This window comes from Sphingomonas sp. (genome assembly GCF_013812825.1).
In the GTDB taxonomy this organism is placed as follows: domain Bacteria; phylum Pseudomonadota; class Alphaproteobacteria; order Sphingomonadales; family Sphingomonadaceae; genus Sphingomicrobium.
Map to the genome: position 1 here is coordinate 24,662 of NZ_JACCSU010000035.1, position 24,087 is coordinate 48,748.

General features: G+C 64.1%; 20 protein-coding genes. 10 read left to right on the forward strand and 10 right to left on the reverse strand.

What is annotated here, in order from left to right; genetic code table 11:
- Positions 1–16: 16 nt before the first annotated feature.
- Positions 17–1,138 (forward strand): glycosyltransferase, encoded by a 1,122-nt coding sequence (locus tag H0T81_RS04670; protein WP_294010378.1) that lies wholly within the window; start codon positions 17–19, stop codon positions 1,136–1,138.
- Here the strand turns inward: H0T81_RS04670 and H0T81_RS04675 are convergent.
- A complete protein-coding gene (locus tag H0T81_RS04675) occupies positions 1,108–1,305 on the reverse strand; it encodes a hypothetical protein (protein ID WP_294010381.1) in 198 nt (65 codons plus the stop codon). The genes H0T81_RS04670 and H0T81_RS04675 overlap by 31 nt on opposite strands.
- Here H0T81_RS04675 and H0T81_RS04680 point away from each other — a divergent pair.
- From H0T81_RS04680 to H0T81_RS04690, 3 genes are all read left to right on the forward strand, one after another.
- On the forward strand, positions 1,267–2,262 hold the full coding sequence (locus tag H0T81_RS04680; protein WP_366474088.1) for a glycosyltransferase family 4 protein: 996 nt from the start codon (positions 1,267–1,269) through the stop codon (positions 2,260–2,262). The two genes, H0T81_RS04675 and H0T81_RS04680, sit on opposite strands and share 39 nt — an antisense overlap.
- Positions 2,262–3,599 (forward strand): lipopolysaccharide biosynthesis protein, encoded by a 1,338-nt coding sequence (locus H0T81_RS04685; protein WP_294010386.1) that lies wholly within the window; start codon positions 2,262–2,264, stop codon positions 3,597–3,599. Before H0T81_RS04680 ends, H0T81_RS04685 begins: the two co-directional genes overlap by 1 nt.
- Positions 3,600–3,664: 65 nt before the next feature.
- A complete protein-coding gene (locus H0T81_RS04690; protein ID WP_294010388.1) occupies positions 3,665–4,375 on the forward strand; it encodes a TylF/MycF/NovP-related O-methyltransferase in 711 nt (236 codons plus the stop codon).
- Between the two features lie 33 nt (positions 4,376–4,408).
- Here the strand turns inward: H0T81_RS04690 and H0T81_RS04695 are convergent, their stop codons facing one another.
- Both H0T81_RS04695 and H0T81_RS04700 read right to left on the reverse strand, forming a co-directional pair.
- Positions 4,409–5,857: a hypothetical protein gene (locus H0T81_RS04695; RefSeq protein ID WP_294010391.1), complete on the reverse strand. Its 1,449-nt coding sequence runs from the start codon at positions 5,855–5,857 to the stop codon at positions 4,409–4,411.
- A 51-nt stretch (positions 5,858–5,908) separates the two neighbouring features.
- Positions 5,909–7,063, reverse strand: coding sequence for a glycosyltransferase family 4 protein (locus tag H0T81_RS04700; RefSeq protein WP_294010394.1), 1,155 nt, complete (start codon positions 7,061–7,063; stop codon positions 5,909–5,911).
- Positions 7,064–7,121: 58 nt separating this feature from the next.
- Here H0T81_RS04700 and H0T81_RS04705 point away from each other — a divergent pair, with 58 nt between their 5' ends.
- Together H0T81_RS04705 and H0T81_RS04710 are read left to right on the forward strand one after the other, a co-directional pair.
- On the forward strand, positions 7,122–8,300 hold the full coding sequence (locus H0T81_RS04705) for a DegT/DnrJ/EryC1/StrS aminotransferase family protein (RefSeq protein WP_294010396.1): 1,179 nt from the start codon (positions 7,122–7,124) through the stop codon (positions 8,298–8,300).
- 222 nt (positions 8,301–8,522) lie between these two features.
- Complete coding sequence (locus H0T81_RS04710) at positions 8,523–9,344, forward strand: class I SAM-dependent methyltransferase (RefSeq protein ID WP_294010399.1); 822 nt, start codon at positions 8,523–8,525, stop codon at positions 9,342–9,344.
- 95 nt (positions 9,345–9,439) lie between these two features.
- On the opposite strand, the gene H0T81_RS04715 is transcribed toward H0T81_RS04710, so the two are convergent.
- Positions 9,440–10,105: a sugar transferase gene (locus tag H0T81_RS04715; protein WP_294010402.1), complete on the reverse strand. Its 666-nt coding sequence runs from the start codon at positions 10,103–10,105 to the stop codon at positions 9,440–9,442.
- A 356-nt stretch (positions 10,106–10,461) separates the two neighbouring features.
- Between H0T81_RS04715 and H0T81_RS04720 the strand changes: the two genes are divergently transcribed.
- Both H0T81_RS04720 and H0T81_RS04725 read left to right on the forward strand, forming a co-directional pair.
- Positions 10,462–11,166, forward strand: a complete 705-nt coding sequence (locus H0T81_RS04720) for a polysaccharide biosynthesis/export family protein (protein ID WP_294010405.1) — start codon at positions 10,462–10,464, stop codon at positions 11,164–11,166.
- Between the two features lie 12 nt (positions 11,167–11,178).
- Positions 11,179–13,440, forward strand: coding sequence for a polysaccharide biosynthesis tyrosine autokinase (locus H0T81_RS04725; RefSeq protein ID WP_294010408.1), 2,262 nt, complete (start codon positions 11,179–11,181; stop codon positions 13,438–13,440).
- A gap of 60 nt (positions 13,441–13,500) precedes the next feature.
- Here the strand turns inward: H0T81_RS04725 and H0T81_RS04730 are convergent, their stop codons facing one another.
- From H0T81_RS04730 to msrA, 4 genes are all read right to left on the reverse strand, one after another.
- The gene (locus tag H0T81_RS04730; RefSeq protein ID WP_294010410.1) at positions 13,501–14,502 is read right to left on the reverse strand and encodes an NAD-dependent epimerase/dehydratase family protein; all 1,002 of its coding nucleotides are present in this window, start codon (positions 14,500–14,502) and stop codon (positions 13,501–13,503) included.
- A gap of 131 nt (positions 14,503–14,633) precedes the next feature.
- A complete protein-coding gene (locus H0T81_RS04735; RefSeq protein ID WP_294010411.1) occupies positions 14,634–20,309 on the reverse strand; it encodes a M10 family metallopeptidase C-terminal domain-containing protein in 5,676 nt (1,891 codons plus the stop codon).
- Between the two features lie 88 nt (positions 20,310–20,397).
- The gene (locus tag H0T81_RS04740) at positions 20,398–20,778 is read right to left on the reverse strand and encodes a hypothetical protein (RefSeq protein ID WP_294010412.1); all 381 of its coding nucleotides are present in this window, start codon (positions 20,776–20,778) and stop codon (positions 20,398–20,400) included.
- A gap of 181 nt (positions 20,779–20,959) precedes the next feature.
- Positions 20,960–21,571 (reverse strand): peptide-methionine (S)-S-oxide reductase MsrA, encoded by a 612-nt coding sequence (msrA, locus tag H0T81_RS04745; protein WP_294010414.1) that lies wholly within the window; start codon positions 21,569–21,571, stop codon positions 20,960–20,962.
- 132 nt (positions 21,572–21,703) lie between these two features.
- On the opposite strand from msrA, the gene H0T81_RS04750 reads away from it, so the two are divergent.
- Positions 21,704–21,895, forward strand: coding sequence for a DUF3008 family protein (locus H0T81_RS04750; protein WP_294010415.1), 192 nt, complete (start codon positions 21,704–21,706; stop codon positions 21,893–21,895).
- Between the two features lie 10 nt (positions 21,896–21,905).
- On the opposite strand, the gene H0T81_RS04755 is transcribed toward H0T81_RS04750, so the two are convergent.
- Together H0T81_RS04755 and H0T81_RS04760 are read right to left on the reverse strand one after the other, a co-directional pair.
- Positions 21,906–22,631, reverse strand: coding sequence for an anti-sigma factor (locus H0T81_RS04755; RefSeq protein WP_294010416.1), 726 nt, complete (start codon positions 22,629–22,631; stop codon positions 21,906–21,908).
- Positions 22,628–23,122, reverse strand: coding sequence for an RNA polymerase sigma factor (locus H0T81_RS04760; RefSeq protein WP_294010418.1), 495 nt, complete (start codon positions 23,120–23,122; stop codon positions 22,628–22,630). Before H0T81_RS04760 ends, H0T81_RS04755 begins: the two co-directional genes overlap by 4 nt.
- Positions 23,123–23,193: 71 nt before the next feature.
- Between H0T81_RS04760 and H0T81_RS04765 the strand changes: the two genes are divergently transcribed.
- The coding region (locus H0T81_RS04765) for a S8 family serine peptidase (RefSeq protein ID WP_366474085.1) at positions 23,194–24,087 on the forward strand (894 nt) is incomplete at its 3' end.

The window sequence follows — 24,087 nt, forward strand, 5'->3', positions numbered from 1 at the left end:
ACCCAGAGTCCTGCACGTGCTGAAGAGTCTGCCGCTGGGCGGAATCGAGACTTGGCTGATGCACGTCTTGCGCCGTGACCGGGATTCCTTCGTCCAGCACGAGCTGTTGCTGATGGTGGAGGAGCCCGGAGTCTATGAACCGGAGGCGAGAGAGCTCGGGATCACGATCCACAAGCTGCCGAAAACGGGCAACTGGCTGCGGTGGTTCGCGGACCTTCGGAGATTCCTCAAGGCTGAGGGCCCTTTCGACCTGGTTCATTCCCACGCGGCCTATGCGGTCGGAGCGCCGATCGTCGCGATCGCCGCGCTGGCCGGAGTCCCGAGCCGGATCGCCCATCAGCATGAGGCGCGCAGCCTCGGCGCGGATTTCCAGTCGCTGCGCCAGCGGCTGATCCGGCGCGGTGCGATGTCGCTTTACCCGTGGGCGGCCACCCGGCGGATCGGAATAACGGAAACCGCCATCGAGGAAATCGCCGGCAAGGCCTGGCGCCGGAAAAAGGACTGCTCGATCCTGCTCTACGGCTTCGACTATTCAAACTTGGATGGTGCCGCGGACCGGGCCCGGGCCTTGCGAAGCGACCTCGGACTCGACGCCAGCCATCGAGTGATCGGTCATGTCGGCCGCTTCGCCCCGGTGAAGAATCACCCGTTTCTGCTGCGGACGTTCGCCAAGGTTGCCCAAGCCGATCCGACGGTTCGGCTCGTCCTGGTTGGGGAAGGTTCGCTCGAACCCGAAATGAAAACGCTCGCACGGGATCTCGGGGTCGGCGACCAGGTCCGCTTTGCCAGCTCGACCCAAGACATCGCGGCGTACATGGCCTTGTTCGACCTGTTCCTTTTTCCGTCGTTCAGCGAAGGCCTCGGAATTGTATGCGTCGAGGCGCAGGCCGCGGGAACTCGCGTGCTGGCGTCCGATACCGTGCCTCGCGAGGCGGCTGTCGTGCCCGACGGAGTCGAGTTTCTGCCGCTGGCGAAGGGGGAGGAGGCGTGGGCGGCACGGGTCCGCGAACTGCTTGCCCTGCCGAAGCCCGACCCCATGGAGTGGCGTCGCCAGGTCGAGCAAAGTGCATTCGGCCTCGATCGATGCGTCCGCGACCTGCACGATATCTACCGCGAGCAGATCAGTTCACGCGCATGAAACAGCCGGTTGTTTTCGCGGTCCTGCAAACAGGCGCGCTCGCCAATGGCGGCCTGCAAAGCATCACGGAAGTGATGCGGAGGCTGAAGTCCCACCGCCCGATCGTGCTCACCAACCTCGACAGCGAAATGTCCCAGTCGTGGCGAGGTCACGGAATCGAGGTCCATGTGGTTCCTGAACAGGCCTCTGCGGGAATCAAGAGCAATCCACTGGGCACCATTCGGACCTATCGTCGATTTCATCACTCGTTGACCCGCATCCTCGCAGCCAGCCGAGCGCAGGTCGTTCACGCCAATGATCCGCTCGCGTTCCAGCTTTCCCTGACGGCCGTGAAGCGGTCGCGGGAAACGCGGATTGCGCTCAATCTTCGCGACACGCTCGACCCGGACCGCCGGCCCCCGCGCCTCAAGTATCGAACGATGTTCGCCGCCGCCGATCACGTGCTTTATTTGTCGAACGACATGGCGGAGAGATGGCGGCAGGTCGCTCCGAATGCGATGCGATCGTGCAGCGTCACTTATTCGATCGTCGATCCCGATCGCTTCGCGGCCTCCCCGGTCCCGAGCCGCGACAAGCGGATGGTGCTCGTGGCGGGCATATTCCGGCCGAAAAAAGGGCAGCTCGAGTTCATTCGCGGCGTCGTCCCGATGCTCGCCGCGAACAACATCGAAACCTGGTTCGCCGGCGATTTCGATCCGCACGCGAACGCCTATGCGGCGGCCTGTGCGGCGGCGGCCGAGCCCCATGCCTCCCATGTTCAATTCCTCGGTTTTCAGACGGACCTGCCCGGCTTGATGCGCCAGGCATCCGTGGTGGCGATCCCGTCTCGCCATGAGGGGCTGATGAGGGGCATGATCGAAGCGATGAGCTGCGGCCGGCCGGTCGTCAGCTTCGATGTCTGTTCGGCGCGTGAAATCCTCGAGGACAAGTCCGGCGGCGCGGGCGTCGTCGTCCGGTCGGGCGATCTTTCGGGAATGGCCGAGGCTCTGGTCCGCTATGCGACGGACGCGGCAGCAGCGAGCGCTGCCGGCCGCGTCGGAAGCGCAGCGGCCCGCGACCTGTTTGACGCGGACAAGGTGGTTGAGCGCTACGAGCGCGTTTACCGTGAACTTGGTCAGGATTGATGGGCGCGCAGCTCACCGGGAAGCCCGATCTCGGCGCGACGGCCGTCTATCGGCGGCTGGCGCGCAATTCTGCTTTTCTCGGCGCGGGCACCATCGCCTCGGCGCTGTTCATGATGCTCGCCGTGGTCCTGAACGCGCGCGCGCTTTCGCCGCGAGAGTTCGGGCTTCTGGTGCTGTTCCAATCGGCGACCGTGATGATCGCCACGGTGATGTCCTTCGCGACCCAGCAGCCGGTGATCAAGCTCGGCGCGACGGCTCTGGCCGAGGGCGACTTGCCGCGGCTCGGGCGGATCGTTGGCCTGGGGTTATTGATCGATGCCTTTGCCGCCGTCACGGCGACGATCGCCGCGTTCGTCTTTCTCGCGGCCGGCCGCGGCCTGATCGGTCTTCCGGATGAGCAGCTGGGCCTCGCCGCGCTTTTCGCCGCCAGCCTGCTGTTCACCGGCTATCTGACCTCGAACGGGATTTTCCGGCTCCTCGACCGCTTCGGCCTGCTCAGCCTCATCCAGACCGCTAGTGCGGCCGCCATCCTCTTCGCAACCGCCTACCTCTATGCGTCGGGCGCTCGCTTCGAGGCCTATTGCTGGGCGTGGGCAATCTTCTACGCGCTGAACGGGCTGCTGCCGCTTGTCATTGGTCTCTATCTCGCCCGCCGCGCCGGGATTCCGATCGCCTTTTCAACGAGCAGGATGCGTCCGGGCGAGATGTCGACGTTCCTCGCCTATTGCTGGACGACCTGGGGCATGGCGACCGTCGAAGCCGTGCGCACGAACGGCGATTCCCTGCTCGTCGGTGCGGCCGTATCGGTTGAGGGCGCCGGCATCTACAATGTCGCCAAGCAGCTCGCCGGCGTCCTGCGCAAGATGAACACGGTCTATGCGTCGGCCATGTTCCCCGAAGTTTCGGCGCTGTCCGCCCACGGCGAAGTCGACAGCGCGGTCCGGGTTCGCCGGCGCCTGCTGTGGATCAGCGGACTGATCGGCGTGGCGGCGGTCGCCGCCGTGGCCCTGCTCGGGCGGCTCGTTCTCATGGTCCTGTTCGGAGAGCGGTTCGAAGCCGCTTACCTGCCGCTGATCATCCTGACCGCGGCCGCCGCCTGCCAGCTGATCAGCCACACCCTGTCGATGTACGTCCAGGTCTATGTCGGGCCCCATCAGCTCTTCCGCGTCTATCTGTTGGGCATGGCCGTGTTCCTGGTCGCGGTCTTCCCGCTGACGTCGCTGCTCTCGATCACCGGAACGGCCTTGGCCAATCTGCTGTTCGCGCTGGCGATGATCTATCTATGTCATTGGCAGTTGCGGAAAATCGATTTGGCCGGGAAGGCGAAACCGGCGTGACTCAGGTCGTCAAGCCGACGCAGAAAAACATTGCGCCCAGTGCGAGGAAAAGGGATCGGGATCGAATGCGTACAAGCCTCCGTTACGGTCTTCACCCGATTCTACCAGCGCGCCTCGGTTTCCGCCGGCTGCTCGCCAGAACCAACCCCGACCTGTCGTCCGTACTCGACGCGACCGACCCGTTCGCGCTCGCCCCGTCGCGCTCGCGAGTCACGCTCGCCCGCGTCGCGCATGAGGTGCTCGACCGGAAGGTGCCCGGCGATTTCGTCGAGTTCGGAGTCCATCGAGGCGGCACGGCGGGGGTTCTTGCGTCCATCCTGCGAACGGAGCCTGAGCGGACTTTGCACCTGTTCGACCGCTGGGGGGATCTGCCCGAGCCCACCGAGGAAGATGGCGATATGAAGGTCCGCTATGCACGGGACAACATCCCGGAAAAGCTGGCCGATCTTCGCACCCGCCCGCCCCTGGAGTCGCTCCGCACCTTGATGGAGCGGATGCAGTTCGACCGAGTGAAATATTATCAGGGCTGGTACGACGACACGATCGCCACCTATTCGGGCGAGCCGATCGCGTTCGCTTCGGTCGACTGCGACTATTACGATTCGGTCAAGCTGGTGCTCGACTTCATCCGCGACCGTGCATCGCCGGGCTGCGTCATCCTGGTCGATGATTATGGCGACGATTGGCCCGGAGCGAAAAAGGCGACCGACGACTTCTGCGCTCGGCATGGGCTGACGTCGGAGGTTGTGATCAACCAGGCCCTCGTGCGGTTCTAGGACCCTAAGCGGGAAACCCCTTGGTTTCCCTAGTCACTGGCCATTTTGGCGCAGCGCCGACCCGGCGAAGCGCGGCAGAACCGGAGAGTCGACCGACACATCGCCGAGCGTCACGCGGGAATCGCTCCAGATTCCGCCGCCGCCAAGCGACGCAGGGGGATTTCGGCCGACCCGAACGAGGTGCGCGCGCCGAAGAGTGACCGCATCGTCGAGGCCGGCCCCGATCAGGACCCCGCCAAATCGCGATCCGCGGCCGGTGACATCGAGGCTGATGTTGCTCATCTGCCCCTTGCGCGAACCGGACTTTTCGATTCGGACGATGTGATCGATCGGATATCCCGGCGCGGCGGCGCTGTGGTCGGCCCCGTCGTAGGGGTCGGTGAACGCAATCTGGAGATCAATCCCTTCGATCCGCGCTTCCGCGCCCTGTTCGAACAGCACCAGTTCGACGGCGGCGCTGTGCTGAACGCCCTGGCTCTTCGCCCGGGCGCGTATCGCCAGGTTCCGTCCGACCACATTGCGGATGACGGCTCCTCGCGCCGCGTTCATCTTGACGCCGAAAAGGAAAAGCTCGCCGGCTAGGTCGACGAGGGTCAGATTGTCGAGCCGGACATCTTCGACCAGCCCGTTGCGCCAGTCATAAATCAGCGCTCCGGGCTTGAAGTAGACAAGCGACCTGCAGCGGTCGGCGGCAACATTGCTGACGCTCACGTTGCGCACCGCGCCCTGGAAATTCGACGACCGACCGTCGGTGCCGATCTCCGACCCGAATGAGGCGATCGCGTAAAAACCGCGAACGGTGCCGTCGCGGATAACGATATTCTGGGTCGAGTTGCCGAGGCCCTTGAGTGCGAACGCGTCGTCGGCGCCGACTCGCTCGGACATGCTCGATTCGAACTCGAACTGCTCGAACAGATGGTCGCGGCCGGCGACCATCATGCCGTTGCTCGATCCCTTCAGCCGAAGACCGGTCGAGCGGCAGAAAGCGGATGGCTGGCGCAGATAGAACAGATAGCCGCCGGCAACTGGCTCCTTGACCAGCGAGACATTGCGAAGGGTGCAATTGCGGCCGGAAATATCGAGCGCATAGCTCTCTCGATCGCCCCGGCGATCGATGATTCCAAGACCGTCGATTCGGCACCCGTCGCTGCGTTCGAGGACGGTGACCCGGCCGTTGACCAGCCATGCTCCCGGCCCGTGGAGCGTGACTCCATTGCCGGAGACGATGATGTTGCCGCACTCATAGACTTCTGGAATATGGACGGTCCCGCCGCCCCTTGCTTGGACGGCGTCGACCGCTCGCTGGATCGCTGCCGTATTGTCGCGCCCGGGGGCCGATACGGCTCCGAATTCTCGAACCGACACCGTTGGTCCCGAGGCCGCGGGCAATTGCGCCGCGCCGCTCGCCGCACAGGCGATGGTGGTTACGGCGCCGCCCTGCAGCAATTGGCGGCGGCTAATGGGAAAGGCGGCGTCGAACATGACCTGGACCTAGTACCTCCAACTTGAGTCTGGGCTGAACCCGGCCGACAACTAGCTTGCGTTCGCCGACAAGTGCTCGAGCAGCGTCTGCGTGACCTGACCGACCTCGAACCGGCGCTCGCACAACCTGCGGCTCTGCGTTCCCATCCGCGCGCGCATCGAGGGATCGGAGGCGAGACGCTGCATCGCTTCTTCCAACGCATTGGCCTCGCGAGGAGGCACGAGGAAGCCGTTTTCGGCGTCGACGACCGTTTCGCGGCATCCCGGCATGTCGGTGGTGATGACCGGGCGGCCCATCGCCATTGCCTCGAGCGTGCTCCTCGGAGTGCCCTCGCGGTAGTAGGAGGGAAGCACGAAGATGCTCGCCTGGGCGATGGCCGGACGAACGTCCGCCAGGTGCCCGAGATATTCGAGGCCGGCGGCTTGCCAGCCGTTGACTTCGTCGACTCCGACTCCGTCGGGGCCTTCGTCGTGGTATCCGGCAAGCAGGAAACGACAATCCGGGCGCCGGGACCGAAGGGCGAGCCCCGCCTGGGCGTATTCGCGCACGCCCTTGGTGCCGAGCAACCGGCTGACCATCAGGAAAACGGGAGCATCCGGCAGCGGAGCAACGGCGAACTGTTCAATGTCGACACCGGAGCCATTGACCAGCCGCGCCTTGGACGGGTCGGTCAGGCAGCCGGTCGCGAGGAAGTCGGCGCGATCGTCCGGGTTCTGGAAGATCACGACATCGTTTCGGGAGGTCGCCAGCCGATAGAGCAACCGCGAGACGAGCGAAATGAGCCTGCGCTTCAGGCCGCCGCCCTCGGTGAACGCATAGCCGAGCCCGGTAATCAGCGAGGCGGAGCGGACGCCGACGCTGCCCGCGGCCAACGAGGCCCATATGTTCGGTTTGCTGGTGTAGCTGACGACGAGCTCCGCGCCGATGCGGCGAATGAGCTTCCGGATGCTCAAGGCGTAGCGCAGGTCGGACAGCGGCCCGATGCCGGTTCGAGCCAGCGGAACCTGGTGCGCCGTGGCGCCCATCCCCGCCAACTTGGAGACCAGTGCTTCGTCGAAGTCCGGCGCGGTCACGTGCACCTCGTGCCCCGCTGCAACGAGCTCCTCGATCAGCCGGGCGCGGAATTTGATCAGGGACTGGCCGTAGGAGCTGTTGAGGAGCACGACGAGGCCGGCGCGCGGTGCTTGCTTCTCGTTCGCGGACATAATGCTTTGGCACCACTCGGCACTGGGACTATCGCGCGAAAACCGGAAGGAGCCCAGAATGCTGAATACCTCGGTCGCGCCGTGGCCTAGCTATAGTGAGGAGGAACGGCAAGCCGTTGCCCGGGTGCTCGAATCCGGTCGGGTCAATTACTGGACGGGCGAGGAGACGCGCCAGTTCGAACGGGAATTCGCCGAGTGGGCCGGAGCGGCCCGGGCGGTCGCCGTCTTCAACGGGACCGTGGCCCTGGATCTCGCTCTCCAGGCGCTCGGCATCGGTCAGGGCGACGAGGTGATCGTCACTCCGCGGACCTTCATCGCCTCGGTGTCCTGCGTGATGAATGCCGGCGCGACGCCGGTCTTCGCCGACGTCGACCCCGACAGCGGGAACATTTCGCCCGCCACGGTGGAGCAGCTGATAACTGAACGGACGCGGGCGATCCTCCCGGTCCATCTCGGCGGCTGGCCGTGCGAGATGGGCCTGTTCCGAGCGCTCGCCGACGAGCGCGGCCTGTTGATCATCGAGGACTGCGCCCAGGCTCACGGCGCAACGGTCGACGGCCGCATGGTTGGCACCTTCGGCGAGATCGGCGCCTGGTCCTTTTGCCAGGACAAGATCATGACGACCGGCGGCGAAGGGGGCATGGTGACGACCGACGACGAGGAACTGTGGTCGAGCATGTGGTCCTACAAGGACCACGGCAAGAGCTGGGAGGCGGTCTACAAGCGCGAGCACCCGCCCGGCTACCGCTGGCTCCACGAGAGCGTCGGGACCAACTGGCGGATGATCGAGGCGCAAGCTGCGCTGGGCCGAATCCAGCTGCGCCGGATGACCGACTGGACCGCTCGGCGAACCGCCAACGCCCGCGCGTACATCGAGGTGCTCGGGCGCTTCAGCTCAGCGGTGCGGGTGCCCGAGCCGCGCGACGGACTGACCCACGCCTACTACCGGCTCTACGCCTACGTTCGTCCCGACGGACTCCGCTCCGGCTGGAGCCGTGACCGGATCGTCGCCGAACTGAATGCGCTCGACGTTCCGGCCTTCCATGGCGGCTGCTCGGAGGTCTATCTCGAAAAAGCGTTCGACGGCACGGGGCTGCGTCCGCCAGGGCGCCTACCAGTCGCTCGCGAGCTCGGCGAGACGAGCATCGCCTTCCTCACCCATCCGACGCTCACCAACGAAGACCTCGAGCGGACCGCGGCCGCGATCGGTGCGGTCTTCGCGGATGCGGCGGCATGAGCGATGAATGACTGGGATACAGGCTTACTTACGACGGAGTTCACGGAAGATTGCTATCGGCTCGGCACGCCTCCCGCTGTTGCTTCGACGCGCTCGTGCTTCCTCTCTCGTTAGAGCGTTCGCAGATAGTTGAGGATACTAGACGAGCTCAGCTTGTTGAGCCAAGGAATGAAATCTGTCCCGATCAGACGGGGCCCGTAAACAGTTCGGACAGGAGAAGCGATGTCGAGCGCACCCAAGAGTAGTTATCGGGATCTAATACTGGAACACTATCGGAAGGAAGCCGAAAAGCACGGGCAGGACGCGTCGAGCACCATGCGTGACGAAATCACGCGGGGCCGCGAAGTGACGGCAGTGCTTCGTGTCGTGGATTGGCTTAGTGCGCGCGAGAAGAAGCTTGCGAACCTGGTCGATATTGGCTGCGGTAATGGTTACCTTCTCGAGGTGCTCCGGGAGAGGCACCCACAATTGGAGCTCACCGGACTCGAGTACACGCCTGAGCTCGTCGAGATCGCGCGGGAGCGAAACGTGGAGAGATGCCCAGTGGTAGAGGGAGATGTCCGCGATCTTCCCTTCGACGATGACTCCTTCGACGCAGTCGTTACCGAACGTTGCATAATCAACATCATGGACCAAGAAGATCAGGCAAGGTCACTCCGGGAAGTGGGGCGTATCCTGCGGAGCGGCGGCTACTATCTCTGCATTGAGGCCTTCACGGACGGCCTGCAACAACTTAACCAAGCGCGCGCTGAACTCGGCCTTCTACCGAACGAGCAACCCTACCATAACATTTGGTTTGACAAGGAATGGTTCCTGCAGACCATCGCAGAGCAATTCGATATCGTGGATCTCGACAGTGAAGACGATCGCAGCCTGCCTGTCCCGAATTTCCTATCATCCCACTATTTTGTGAGTAGAGCAGTTTACCCGGCTGTGACCCAGGCCGAAATCGTCTATAATTCTCACTTCGTGAAGTTTTTGTCGTTTCTTCCTCCCATCGGGAATTACGCCCCGATCCAGTTCTGGCTTCTGCAGAAGAGGTGAGAAGGAAAGGGGTGGTCTCTCATGGGGCCTGGCATCATCCATGACTGCCGGAATGAGGAAGTTTTTACCCCGGGTTCCGCGTCAAGCACGGGTCATTACGAGTTGTCCTCTTTCCGATCCCTGGTCAGCGCAGGATCAAGCTTTCCGTCGGCGGACTCCGCTTGTTCGCCAGTCCCCATGAATTCCGGCATTGTTGTAGCGCCCTCGGCAGTTATGCCCTTCGCGCTGACCACCTTCGACACTGTCATTAGCAAGATCTTGAGGTCGAGGAGGAATGACCTGTTGTCTACGTACCATATATCGAGCGCGAATTTTTCGTCCCACGTGAGGCCGTTGCGCCCATTCACTTGTGCCCAGCCGGTCAATCCCGGCTTGACAAGATGCCTTCTCGCTTGCTCCCGCGTGTAGCGATCCATGTAGCTCATCAGCAGCGGTCGCGGTCCTACCAGGCTCATGTCACCTTTGAGGATGTTCCACAATTCCGGAAGTTCATCGAGGCTAGTGGCGCGGAGGAATCTTCCAAGGGGTGTTAGCCGCAGAGCGTCTGACTCAAGCCCAGAGCCGATAGCCGATGTAGTGCTCATCGTTCGGAATTTGACGAGCTCAAACGGCTTGCCGTGAAAGCCGGGACGCACTTGCCGGAATAGTACTGGAGATCCCATAGCTATTCGGACCGAGAGAGCGATGGCCAAAAGGCATGGTAAAAGGACTACGAATCCCGTCGCAGCCGCGATAACGTCAAAGAGCCGTTTAACGAACATTTAGCTAGATCTTCCGAAGGACGAGGATAGCTGTGTGCGCTCATACCAAAGGTATTGCGCTTTGTGGCTAGCCCAAGTTTGCTGCCACAAATCGGCAGCGGTAAATCACGCGAACGGCGCGCGCGATCAGGCCCGAATTATGTGCGGTCATCCTGTTCACGGTCAAGCAAGCAGATAGGGCGGCCGCTCCTCACGGACTTGTGGTCCACTGTGGCGCTCTTGCAACGCCCGGAGCGACAAACTTGATGTCGCACCGGAATCGGCTCTAAAGCGCGCGTCTTGTGCTCTAAAGCGCGCGTCTTGTGTTGTGATCGCCGACTGATTTGCCGTCGGCCGGTCGTTAGGGGTATTCTCAAGTGCGTAATCCGCTTGTTCTGTTGATCGCCTGTCTCGCGGCTGGACTGGCCGGCTGCTCGTCCAATCCGATGATCGGCCCCCAAAGCTCGGCGGTCACGGTCTCACAATCGCTGCCGCCCCCGGACCAGACCGGGATGGCGCTTGACCTCAGCAACTATCGGATCGGCCCGCTCGATGTCATCCGCGTCGAGATATTCGGGGCCCCCGAGCTGACCCGCGAGGCGGAAGTCGACGCGGCCGGGAATTTCTCCGTGCCACTGGCCGGGCCTGTTCAGGCGGCCGGTAGAAGTCCCGCCGAGCTCAGCGACGCGATCGCCGAGAGATTGCGCGGCCGCTACCTCAAATCGCCCCAGGTCTCGGTCAACATCGTCAAGGCGCAGAGCAAGACCTTCACTGTCGACGGCGCCGTGCGCCAGCCTGGAAATTACGCGATTGTCGGCAAGATGACCCTGCAGCAGGCGATTGCGACCGCCCGGGGCGCCGACGAGGCCGCGAACCTCAACAACGTCGTGATCTTCCGGACCGTCAACAACCGCAAAGCCGCCGCTCTGTACAGCTTGAAGGCCATCCGTGCCGGTCAGCTCGAGGATCCGCAAATTTACGGCAATGACATTGTCGTGGTCGGGGAAAGCGCCGCGCGCAAGTTCCTCAGGGACTTCGGGAACATGTTCCCGGTCCTCGGCCAGTTCGTTCCGGTTTTGTAAGGACCAGCTGTCTTGAACGATTATTTGCCGCCACCGTCGCTGCCCGCATTGCCCCAATCGGGCGGCGAGCTGGCAATCCCGCACTATGACGCGACCGGTTTTGCCCCGCTCGAACAGGAGGAATCGACGCTCCGCCATTATTGGCGGATCCTCTACAAGCGACGCTATCTAGTCCTGGCGCTCACCGCCCTCGGCTTGGCGGCAGGAATCTTCATCTCGATGATGACCCGGCCGGAATATGCCGGCACCGTCATGGTCCAGGTCGCTCGCGAAGAAGCCAAGGTCCTCAACATCGAAGGTGTCGAGCAGGATGGCGGCGGTACGCGGTTCGATGCCGAATTCTACCAGACGCAATATGCCTTGTTGAAGAGTCGTTCGCTTTCGGAACTGGTCGTTCGCGATCTCGGATTGGCAGACAACCCTCTGTTCCTGGCTGATTTCGACGAAACCAAGGTCGACCAGGTTCGCGCTTTGCCCAGAGCCCAGCGTTTCGCGATGGCGACCAAGGCGGTCAACAAGAACACCATGGTGACGCCGATCCGCCTGTCGAGCATCATCAACGTCACCTATAACTCGCCCAATCCGCAGATGGCCGCGACGATTGCGAATGCGATCGCGCGGCATTTCGTCGAATCCAACCTGACCCGACGGTACGAGGCGGCCGCTTACGCGAGACAATTCCTCCAGACCCGGCTGAACCAGGTTCGGGCGAGGCTGGAGGAGTCGGAGCGCAAGGCGGTCCAATACGCCCAGCAGCAAGGGCTGATCAAAATCCGCACCGGCCAGGGTGAGGCTGCCTCCGAGCAATCGATCCTCGCCAACGACCTCGCCAGCCTGAGCGATCAGCTGGCCCTGGCTCGGGCGCAACGGGCGCAGGCGGAAGCCCAGTACCGGGCCGGCACCGGAGGCAATATCGCCGCTCAGTCCCTGGGCAACGTGACCCTGACGGACCTGCGCAGGGAGCGGGCCGAACTGCTCGGCCAGCTGAGCAAGCTCGAAAGCGACTTCGGGCCTGAATATCCAACCGTGGTCGCGCTTCGCTCGCAGATTTCAGAGCTGGAGCGCCAAATGGCTCGCGAGGAAGGCCGAGTCAGCTCGTCGGTCACCCAGGACCTGGGTGGCCGCTATCGTCAGGCCCTGGCAACCGAGCGGTCGATCCAAGCGCGGGTCGATGGCTTGAAGTCGCAGCTTCTGGGCGAGCAGGGCCGGTCGATCCAGTTCAACATCATCCAGCGCGACGTCGACACCAACCGCGCGCTCTATGACGCGCTGCTGCAGCGGTTCAAGGAAGTCGGGATTGCCGGCGGCATCGGGACCAACAACATCTCGATCGTCGACAAGGCGCTTCCGCCGGCTCGTCCATTCAAGCCCAATCTCCCGCTCAATCTCGCCGTTGGCTTGATACTCGGCTTGCTTTTGGGCGCCGCCGCCGCGGTCGTGCTCGAGAACATGGAAGACGCCGCGCTGCAGCCAGGCGACGTCCATCGCAAGCTTGGCGTACCCTTGCTTGGAGTAACGCCGAGGCAAACGGGCGAAGTCGATGTCCTCGCGACGCTCAGAGAGCCGAAGTCGCCGTTGGCGGAAGCCTATTTCTCGATCCTGACTTCGCTCCAGTTCTCGACACCGCATGGGACACCCAAATCCATTATGTTCACGAGTGCCCAGGCGCAGGAGGGCAAATCGACCAGCTCACTGGCGCTGGCCCTGAGCCTGGTGAGTGTCGGGGCAAGGGTCCTGCTGATCGATGCGGACATGAGGAACCCGTCGATCCACAAGATCTTCGGCAAGTCCCTAGGCGCCGGTCTCAGCAATCTCCTGACCGGCAACGGGCAGCTGACCGACCATATGCAGGACAGCAGCACGCCCAACCTGTCGATCCTCATGGCCGGGCAGATTCCGCCCAACCCTGCGGAGCTATTGTCCGCGGAGGCGATCGTCCGGCTGATCGACGAAGCGGCAAAGCGGTTCGACCACATTGTCGTCGACGGCCCGCCGGTGCTCGGCCTTGCCGATGCGCCGCTGCTGTCGCGAGCGGTCGAGGCGACGGTCCTCGTGGTGGAGGCGGGCCGGACTCCGACCACTCGAGCGCGGCACGCCATCGAGCGCTTGTTCGGGGTCCGGACACACGTCATCGGGGCGGTCCTGACCAAGTTCGATCTCAAGACCACCGGCTACGGCTACGGCTACGGCTATGGCTACGAGTATCAGTACGGCCGGACGGAAAATCGCGAGCCGGCGCTGGCCAACAAACTGGGCAAGCTGCTCTCGCGGTAGCTGGATTATCCCGTATCGATGAGCCGGCCGTTAGGGACGGCTCCGGTCTCCCCGCTCTCGCTAGTCTAACTCGTGGTAGCGCTTGTACCATTGGGTGAATCGCGGCACCCCCTCCCGGATGCTGGTTTTCGGCTCGAAACCGTGATCGTTCCGGATGGCGCTGATGTCGGCAAAGGTGTCCATGACATCGCCGGGCTGCATGGGCAGCACCTTCGTGTTCGCCTTTCGGCCGAGATTTTCCTCGAGGATCCCGATCAGCTCCATCAGCTCCTCGGAGCGGTGATTGCCGATATTGTACACGGCGTGCGGTGAGACGCTTCCGCCGGGCTTTTCCTGCTGGTCGTCGACCGGCGGCGAATCGAGGCAGGCGAGGACTCCTGCGACGACGTCGTCGATGTAGGTAAAATCGCGGCGCATGGCGCCGCCGTTGAACAAGTCCAGTGGTTCTCCGGACAGGATTGCCTTGGTGAACAGCCATACCGCCATGTCGGGACGGCCCCAGGGCCCATAAACGGTGAAAAAGCGAAGCCCCGTCATCGGCAGCCTGAATAGGCTGGAATAGCTTTCGCTCATCAGCTCGTCGGCCTTCTTGGTGGCGGCGTAGAGTGAAATGGGACGGTCGGTCCGATCCTCGACCCGAAACGGGAGGGAGGTGTTGGAACCGTACACCGAGGACGATGAAGCATAGACCAGATGCTTCAGTTCGCGATGGCGCGCGAGTTCCAATATGTTGAGATGTCCGACCCCATTCGATCGCACATAGGACGCCGGATTCACCAGTCCGTATCGAACCCCGACCTGAGCCCCCAGATGGACCAGTCTTTCAAAGTCGACGCCCTCGACGACCGAGGCCAGCTCCGCCGAATCGGCGAAATCGGCGCGAAGGAAAGTAAAGGCATTCCCGAACTCTTCTTCGAGGGCGGCGATACGAGCCTGTTTGAGGCCCGGATCGTAATAGGGGTTGAGATTGTCGACGCCGAGGATCTGCTCGCCCCTGGCCAGCAGCGCCTTCGATACGTGATAGCCGATGAATCCAGCAGCGCCGGTGACGAAAATGACCATGGAGTCTCCTAGCGGTCGGCCCAGGATCGTCCTGTTGCGTCGAGCGCGCTCAGGTCAACCCACCGCGTCGGATATCGCCGCTCGACTGGTCATGCGGAGCGAGACCGCCGCCGCCGATCGTCGGCTTAAATTCAAGCCACGGGCTGCGCGTCGTGATGTCCGGAAAACGCCTGAGCAGAGGGTCCGAAGGGATCGACGACGACGGCGGACTGGAGCCATGCGACCGCGGTGAAGGCCCCATGGCCGGTACCGAGCCCGGCCGCGACCTGAGCCAGATGACCGGCACCCGCTGCCGCCGAATGGTCGGGGGCGAGCTGATCGAGCAGAGCGTCGATGGGTCCGCCGGCCTCTCCGCCGGCGAGCGCGTCCAAGAGGACCTTGCTGACGAGTTGGTTTTGCTGACTACCCTCGGCGGTACCGGTCAAAGCCTGCAGTTGCTCGGCCGACGGCATGGCAACACCATCGGCGACCAGTGCCTGGGCGGACGGTTCGCCCGCGAACGGAACCTCGGTTCCCTGCGGCAAGGCGGCCGGCGGCGCCGCGTCGGCCCTCGCCAGTATGTCGGCGGCGGGCGCCAGGCTGGGCTCGTGGCCGGCGAAATTGCTCGATCCGGCGACGACAAGGTCGAGCGCTTCGCGGGTTTCGCCGGTCAGCGCCGCCTGGCTGTCGGAGCCGATCTCGAGAGCTGATGTGTCCAGCGTTCCGATTGCGAGGCTGGAAGCCGCGGACTCCGACAGCGACGGATCGCTTGAATCGGCGGGCGCCTTCGCCGCGGCAGGTAGCGCCGCCATGCCGGCAGCCGCGACCGCACCGGCCATCATCGTGGTCTGGGCCGCCGAGCGGGCGACGGTGAGTTCGCTCGCCGAGCCGCCCGACAAATAGCGGATGGTAACCGATGCCGACCCCGAAACATTGGCGATGGTCGACCAGTTGTCGCCGCCGCCGTTCGTGTCGACCTGAAGCTGGCCGCCGGCGACCTTCACATAGCCGCCCGCCACCAGGTCGGTGCCTGCGGCGACGGCCAGGATCTGGGTGATGTCGACAATCTCGCCACCGGCATAGTCGCCAATGATCGCGATATTGCCGGGGCCGCTCAGCGCCAGGCTAGAGAGGACGAAGACGTCGTTGCCGCCGCCTCCTACGAGATAGTCTGCGCCGCCGCCGCCAGTCAGGACGTTGGCTCCCTCGTTGCCGTAAAGGCTCTGGCCAAGCGCATTGCCGGTCAGGTTGATGGCAGCATTGCCCTCCGCCGCGGCCAAGGTCTCGACGCTGTCCCCTTCGCGCAAGGCGAAGTTCTGGGCGGCGATCACCAGGTCATCACCCTGGCCGGCGAGCTCGTTCACCCAGTCGAGCGAATCGACATGGTAATAAATGTCGTTACCCTGGCCGCCGGCGAGATGGTCGGCGCCGGCACCCCCGATCAGAACGTCGTTGCCGCCGAACCCGACCAGATGATCATTGCCCCCGCCGCCATTGAGCGTGTTGGCGCCCTGGCTGCCGTAGAGGCTCTGGCCAAATTCGTTGCCGGTGAGGTTAACCGGATCTAGACTGTCCTGGTTAAGGGCGACCAGAGTCTCGATCGCGGTCCCGTCGCGCAGGATGTAGCTGTCGGCAACGACGATCATGTCGTCGCCGCCGCCCACCAGCTCGATGACGATGTCGCTCTGGTCGGTATAGTAGCGGTCGTCGCCGCCGCCGCCGGCCATGTAATCGGCGCCGCCATGGCCGATCAAAGTGTTGGCTCCCTCGTTGCCGTAGAGGCTCTGGGCAAGCTCGTTGCCGGTCAGGTTGATGGCAGCATTGCCCTCCGCCGCGGCCATTGTCTCGACGCTTTCACCCTCGCGCAGGGCGAAGTTCTGGGCGGCGACCACCAGGTCGTCGCCCTGGCCGGCGAGCTCGTTCACCCAGTCGAGCGAATCGACGAGGTAATAGATGTCGTTGCCCTGGCCGCCAGCGAGATGGTCGGCGCCGGCACCGCCGATCAGGAGGTCGGCGCCGCCGAGCCCGACCAGGTGATCGTTGCCCCCGCCGCCGTTGAGCGTGTTGGCGCCCTGGCTGCCATAGAGGCTCTGGCCAAATTCGTTGCCGGTCAGGTTGACCGGAGTCAGGCTGTCCTGGTTGAGGGCGGCCAGAGTCTCGATCGCGGTCCCGTCGCGCAGGATGTAGCTGTCGGCAACCAGGATCAAGTCGTCGCCGCCGCCGACGAGCTCGACCACCAGGTCGCTCTGGTCGGTATAGTAGCGGTCGTCGCCGCCGCCGCCGGCCATGTAATCGGCGCCGCCCAGCCCGATCAACGTGTTGGCTCCGTCGTTGCCGTAGAGGCTCTGGCCAAATTCGTTGCCGGTCAGGTTGATCGGATCGGTCGCCGACCCGTTGACGGTGGAAAGGACTTCGACGGAAACCCCGCTAGCGAGCGCATAGCTGACACTGGCCAACACCCAGTCGTCACCCTGGCCGATGAGCTCCGTCACCACATCGCCCGCATCGTCGACAAAGTATTTGTCGTCGCCAGTGCCGCCGTTCATCACGTCGGCTCCGGCCCCGCCATTCAAAGTGTCGTTGCCGGCATTGCCGTTGAGCGTGTCGTTGCCGTCAAAGCCGTTCAGCGTGTCGTTGCCCGGGCCGCCGTTGAGCGTGTCATCGCCCGGCCCGCCATTGAGCGTCTGCCCAGTTGACAGCGTCAGCTGCACGCCGCCGCCCGAAGCGGCGCTGGCGGTCAGCGTTCCGGACAAAGCCGAACCGAAGGTGAGCGAGCCGCCGGTATAGGTCAGAGTGTTGCCGCTCATCGAGAAATTGAAGGTCGCCGCGTTGGCGTCGGTGATGACGATCTTGTCGCCCCCCGTGAACTCGGTGATCGTGTCGCCGTTCAGGCCCGACGCCGTGTCGCGGAAGCTGTCGTCGCCCGCGCCGCCGGCCAGAGTGTCGGCGCCAAGGCGGCCGGTGAGTGTGTCGTTGCCGTCGCCGCCCGACAGCGAATCAAAGCCGGCACCGCCGGTCAGAACGTCATTGCCGCCACCGCCACCAAAGCTGATGGGCGCGTCGCCGGCGGTCATGACGTCGTCGAAGGCAGTTCCCGAGATCGCCTCGATATTGACAAGAGTATCCACGCCGACGTTGGCGGCATCGCCCGATCCAGAGGAACGAACCTGACCGGTGGCAAGTCGCATATCGACCACGATGCCCGCCAATGCATCCGCATAAATGACCTGGTCGCCTTCAAAGGCTTGGTAAGACCCGCCCGTGCCGCCGTCATAATAATCGTTGCCGGGCGAACCGTAGATGATGTCTTCGTCCGCCTCCCCGTAGACGGTATCGTTACCCGGACCATCATGGATGATTTCGGGAAAGGTGAACCCGCCGGCTCCGGCATGAATGATGTCGTCTCCGTCGCCGCCGTAAAGAAAATCCCGACCATCGCCGCCATTCAACGTGTCGTTGCCGGCATTGCCGTAGAGCGTGTCCTCGCCGTCAAAGCCGTTCAGCGTGTCGTTGCCCGGGCCGCCGTTGAGCGTGTCATTGCCCGGGCCGCCATTGAGCGTCTGCCCAGTTGACAGCGTCAGCTGCACTCCGCCGCCCGAAGCGGCGCTGGCGGTCAGCGTTCCGGACAAAGCCGAACCGAAGGTGAGCGAGCCGCCGGTGTAGGTCAGAGTGTTGCCGCTCATCGAGAAATTGAAGGTCGCGGCGTTGGCGTCGGTGATGACGATCTTGTCGCTCCCCGTGAACTCGGTGATCGTGTCGCCGTTCAGGCCCGACGCCGTGTCGCGGAAGCTGTCGTCGCCCGCGCCGCCCGTGAGCGTGTCATTACCAGCGGCCCCGGTCAGGATGTCGTCGCCGCCGCCGCCGTTCAGCGTGTCGTTCCCACCCGAGCCATTGAGCTCGTTGGCGCCGCTGCTGCCGGTCAGAGTGTCGGCAAATGCACCGCCGGTGACGTTTTCGATGTTCAGAAGCTGGTCGATCCCGATCTGTGCATCCCAGTTGACGGTCGAAGAGGCGGTTCCGGCCTCGAGATTGACCGTGACCCCGGCAGCCGCATCGTCATAGAACACTCGATCAAAGCCTGCTCCGCCGTCCATCGAGTCCTGATCAAACCCGCCCCTTAGAATGTCGTTGCCGAGACCGCCGACGAGCGTGTCATTGCCGTCGCCGCCGTAGAGTTGGTCGTCGCCGTCGCCGCCATCGAGCATGTCAATTTCGATGCCGCCGTGCAGGACATCGTTGCCGATCCCGCCGTACAGATTGTCATTGCCGTCACCACCGTCGAGGCTGTCATTTCCGTCCTCGCCATAGAGCGAGTCGTACCCAGAAGCCCCGGTCAACGTGTCGTCGCCGCCTCCGCCATAGACCTTGTCGTCGCCGCCGTAGCCTTCCAGGACATTTGCCAGGCCGTTTCCGATCAAAGTGTCAGCGTGAGTTGATCCCCTCAGATTTTCGATCGAGGTCAGGGTATCAGTGCCCGATCCGCCCGTGTTTTGGGCGCCGCCAATTGCGAGACTCACCGTAATCCCCGACAGGTCATTGGAGTACCAGACCGTGTCGTTCCCGGCGCCCCCGTCCATTGTGTCGTTGCCGCCATTGCCCTGGAGCATATTATTCGCCGCGTTGCCGATCAGCGTGTCGTTGCCGCTGCCGCCAACTGCGTTTTCGATGATGACGCCTCGCGCAATGCTGAGATTGCCGACGCCGTTCGCCACGTTCGAGAAGGTCTCCGGATTGAGGTTGATCAGCTGGTTCGTGCCGAAGTTGGAATATTCGATCCAGTCATTCCCTCCGGAGTCGAAGATGGTCAGGGCAACATTGGGATAGTTATTCACATTATAGATGCCGTCGCCGTACGTCCCGTAGGTCGTGTCCCCCACCCGCGTGGTGGTCGAGAGACCGTACAGCGTGGACATCGCAAGGATGTCCGCCATCATCGGAGTCGCGGCAAAATTGTGGGTGAATCCCTGCCCGGCGAAGTAGGTGTTCTCCGTCTGGCTGAAATAGGACATGACGCTGGTCGCCCAGGCATCGTTCTGGAACAGCGCGTCGTACGGGTATGTCGCGTCGCCGTTGTAATTGCCGGCGTGGCCAAGGCCGAGCGCGTGGCCGATCTCATGGACGTAGGTCTGGAACGAGTAGCTGTTCAGGCTTGTGCCGTTACTCGTCAGCCACTGGGTCGAGACGTTGACGTGGGACGAGGTGATGATGCCTGCTGACCAACTGCTGTTGGAGAAAGCTCCGGCCTCGTTGTCGTCGAACGTCATCTGGCCGCCCGAGGTCACTTCGACAAACTGGACGCCGATGACGTCGCTCCACGTCTTTAGAGCCTCGCGCGCGAGATTCTGCCCAGCGGCCGTCAGCGCGGTGAGATTGACGGTGATCGAGCCGCCCTGGGTGACGTTGAAACGGTGGTCGTCTCCGCCCCAATAGCCCTCGACCAGCTGATTGGCGATCTGGTCCATGGTCGCCAGCGGGGGCGGCGTGTAGACGCTGACCGACACCGTATAGTTGCCGGTATAGCCTTCGTTCCAGGCGCCGACGTCGATGTAATATGTGCCGGTGTAAGACGCTGTGAACGACACCTGGGAATCGCGGTTGGTGCCCGAAGTGATGTCGTCGTTTTCAAACAGCAAATTGCCGCCGGCGTCGCGAATACGAAGATAGGGGTCTTCGAGCGTCGTGCCGTCGACGAAGACGGTGATCGACTGGCCGGCCGTCAGGGTGATTCGGAACCAGTCATGATCGCCGAGTATCTCGAGCGTGCCGCTGACCGTGCCGCCAACCGAGATTGACGACGTCGTACTGCTGTTACCTGGAACGTCCGGCAATTTTCCACTCCCCACCCCGAAGGCTGGCTAACCCGATCCCCGTTGTCCTTGGGTCGGGAAAGTCAGCCCAAGCTCTGACAAGCCGCAGTTAACGTTGCGCCAATTGATCGGCGAGCGCCGCGGCGAAGCGCTCGAACGAGTTACCCGTAAGGTCGCGGTCCATGGACGCGAAATTGTGCTCCGGCAGCCTTTGCCCCTCGCTCGTGACGGTCGCGGCGAGCCGCGACGAGGACAGCACCTTGACGTCGACCGTAAACTCGACGCCCGGCGCCCTTGCCGCGGCGGCGCGCTGGATCGCCGTGCACAGGGCTGCGGCCCCGCCCGATTCGGCGGGCAGTTTGTCCCCATCCACGACCCGGCAAGCGGGTCTTTGGATGCTCGGTGATTCCATAGCGCACGCGCCCCCGGCCAAGGATGCGACCACCACGATCAGTACCGATTCTGGAATGATCCGCCACATCCGCTGCATTCAGCAATCCTAAGATGAGCTATCGTCAACATCAATTAATTTTCAGTGATTTAGTTTGACCAACTTGGCGGAAGCTTCCTCGACTCTGAGTGCAAGCGCGACGTTCATCGCCTGATAGGCGGTTTTTTGCGCAAGGCCCGGTGCGGATGCGCTTCATGCCGCGCCTGGCTCGAGCCGTGAGTCAGGCCTTCCAGAGCTGCGGATAGGCGCGCTTGAGCTTGGCGAGCTTGGGGCGATCGTGGACGACGATGTACGGATGGTACGGGTTGCGGCGCATGAAGTCCTGGTGGCTCGCCTCGGCCGGGTAGAAAGCGCCAGCTTCGATCCGGGTGGCGATCGGCTTTGAATAGAGGCGCGACGAGCGCAGCTGGACGAGGAAGCGCTCCGCGAGCTGCTTCTGCGCCGCGCTCTGCGGGAAGATCGCCGAGCGGTAGCTGGGGCCGACGTCGGGGCCCTGGCGGTTCATCTGGGTCGGGTCGTGAGCGACGGTCGTGTAGATCTTGAGCAATTGCGCGTAACTGATCTGCTTGGGGTCATAGGTGATCCGGATCGCCTCGGCGTGCCGGGTGCGCTCGCTGCTGACCGCCGCATAATTGGCGTCGCGAGCGCTGCCGCCGGCATAGCCCGAGACGACGTTTCGCACGCCCTTCACATGCTCGAACACCGCTTCCATGCCCCAGAAGCAGCCGCCGGCGAGGACCGCCCGCTCGAGGCGTTGCGGAGCGGCCTGCGCGGTCCCGGCGAGCAGGCAGAGCAATGCCAGGGCGGCTGCGCGGCTGATTTTTCGGGTCATTTCAATTCCATTCGATGGGCTGCTTTCGCGGCGGCATAGTGTTTAACACATTGCTGGGTGCTGACGAGAAACCGGGAACGGCCCGTCGCCCTCCGCGGTTGAGGTGCTGTCCATGACAAGCGGAGCAGCGACATGCCAGCCAAGTCCAAAGCACAGCAGAAGGCCGCTGGAGCGGCCCTGTCCGCAAAGCGCGGCGACACCCCGAAGAGCAAGCTCAAGGGCGCGTCGAAGCAGATGGCGGAGTCGATGAGCGAAAAGGAGCTCGACAAGATGGCGTCGACCAAGCGCAAGGGGAAACCCGAGCGCGTCGGCAAGAAGAAGTAGCCGCCGGGCCCTAGCGCCAGCCGCGCGCCTTGGCCGCTCGCTCCTGCTCGGCGTCGAACGGTTCGCCGGCGATCGCCGAGTCGATCAGGACGGCGAGGTTCGGATCGGGGCCGGCGGCCATGCGGTAATCGCCGCCTTGGCCTTCGGGCGCCGCGAACAGCCCGCGCAGCCGCCAGTCGCTGCCGTCGCGGCACGCAAATCCGCTCGAGCGCTGGTCGCTGAAGCTTCGACAGATTGTTCCGGCCTGGTCGCGGAATGTGAGGCCGATGCGCACGGAGCCCGCCTCGCCCGCGCTCGCCAGCTGCCGCTCGAGCGAGTCGTCGAGCGCTGCGGCCGCGTACATCTTGCCGCCGCGGATCTCGACCGGCGAAGCGCCGCGCTCGCCGTCGAGCATCGTCCCGAGACCGATGCCGAGCGCCAGAGTCGCGGCGATCGCCGCCCACTGCGGCACCGGGAGCCAGGAGCCGCGCCCGTTGCGCGCCCGACTGCGCGCGCCGAAATCGACGATCTCGGCGCCCGATGGCCTGGCCGCCTGCGCCAGCCGGTCCGGCACCGGCTCGCCGGCGACCGTGTCGAACGCTTCGCGCACCCGCGTTTCGAACGCTCGATGCTGCTCGGCCATGCGCGCAAGCCGCGGATCGGCTGCGACCTCGGCCTCCACCTCGGCCGCTTCGGCCGAGTCGAGCTCGCCGTCGAGCCAGGCGAAGAATTTGCTGTCGTCAATTGCCATCGTCACTCACCCATCAGTCGCAGCAGCGCGGTGCGGCCGCGCACCAGCCGGCTCGACACCGTGCCAATCGGCAGGTCGAGCAGTTCGGCCGCTTCGCGATATCCAAAGCCCTCGATCAGGATCAGCGCGACGACCTCGCGCTGCTCGCCGGGGAGCCGATCCATCGCGGCCATCGCCCGGTGCAGATCGATCGCCGCCTCGATCTCGTCGCGCGGGTCGTGGCCCAATGTCTCGGACTCCTGGGCCGGAGCTTCCACTCGGTCCTGGCGGTTGCGCGAGCGGACCGTGTCGATCCACAGGTTGCGCATGATCTTGTAGAGCCAGCTGTCGAGCCGCGTCCCCGGCTGCCACTGCGCTCTGGCGCGCAGCGCTCGCTCGATCGTCATCTGGGTCAGGTCGTCGGCGTCCGACGGGCTCCGGCTGAGTCCGTGCGCAAAGCGCCGCAACCGCGGAAGCAGCGCGACAAGCTCGTCCTCGAACGATTGTGATAGGCTCATTCGTCCCCATGTGGATGAAACGACGCCTCGGCACCGTTTCATCCCAAGAGGCATTAGAAATGGGTCCGTCGATGTCCAGCTTTGTTCGCCGTGCCGTCATTGCCGTGTCAGCCGTGGCGCTGGTCGCCGGGAGCGCGCCTGCGCAGCTGCTCCCGACGCTCGGTTTGCCCCAGGTCAGTGTCCCGGTCCCCAATGTGCCGGTGGCCGGCCCCGTCGCGCAGGAAGTCCTCGGCACCCGCGAGGCGCGCCAGGCGATCAGTCCGACGCTCGACGCGGTACGCGGCCTGCCGGACGGGATCGCCGAATCCGGCGAGGCGACCCTTCTCCAGCTGCGCCGGTTGCGCCTGCAGCAGCTGATCCGCGACTATCCGCGGCAATTGGAAAGCGACGGCGGCGGGCAGCCCGTGACGCGCGGCCGACTGATCGCCATCGATCCGGATCCCGGCTCGCTGCAGCTCGCCGCGAGCGCAGGCTTCTTCCCGCTGACCGAGGAACGCCATTCCGAGCTTGGAGTTCGAGTCGTCCACTTGCGGGTACCGCGCGGCCTGGGCACCCGCGAAGCGCTTCGGCGGCTGCGGACCGTGGCGCCGCGGCTCGAAGCCGATTTCGATCATGTGTTCGAACCGGCGGGCGGCAACCTGCTGCCGGTCGCCGCGGCGCTCGCGGCGCAGGGCTCGGCGAGCGGGCCCACGATCGGCATGATCGACGGCGGAGTCGCCTCGCACCCATCGCTGGCCAGCGCATCGATCGAGCAGAACGGCTTTTCGGGCGCGCCGCAGCCGACCGGCCACGGCACCGCCGTCGCGTCGCTGCTGGTCGGCAGTCACGGCCCGTTCCGCGGCGCGGCGCGCGGTTCGTCGCTGCTGGTCGCCGACGTTTACGGCGGCAGCCGCGCCGCCGGTTCGGCGACGACGGTGGTTCGGGCGCTCGCCTGGCTCGCCAGCAGGCGGCCCGGAGTCATCAAC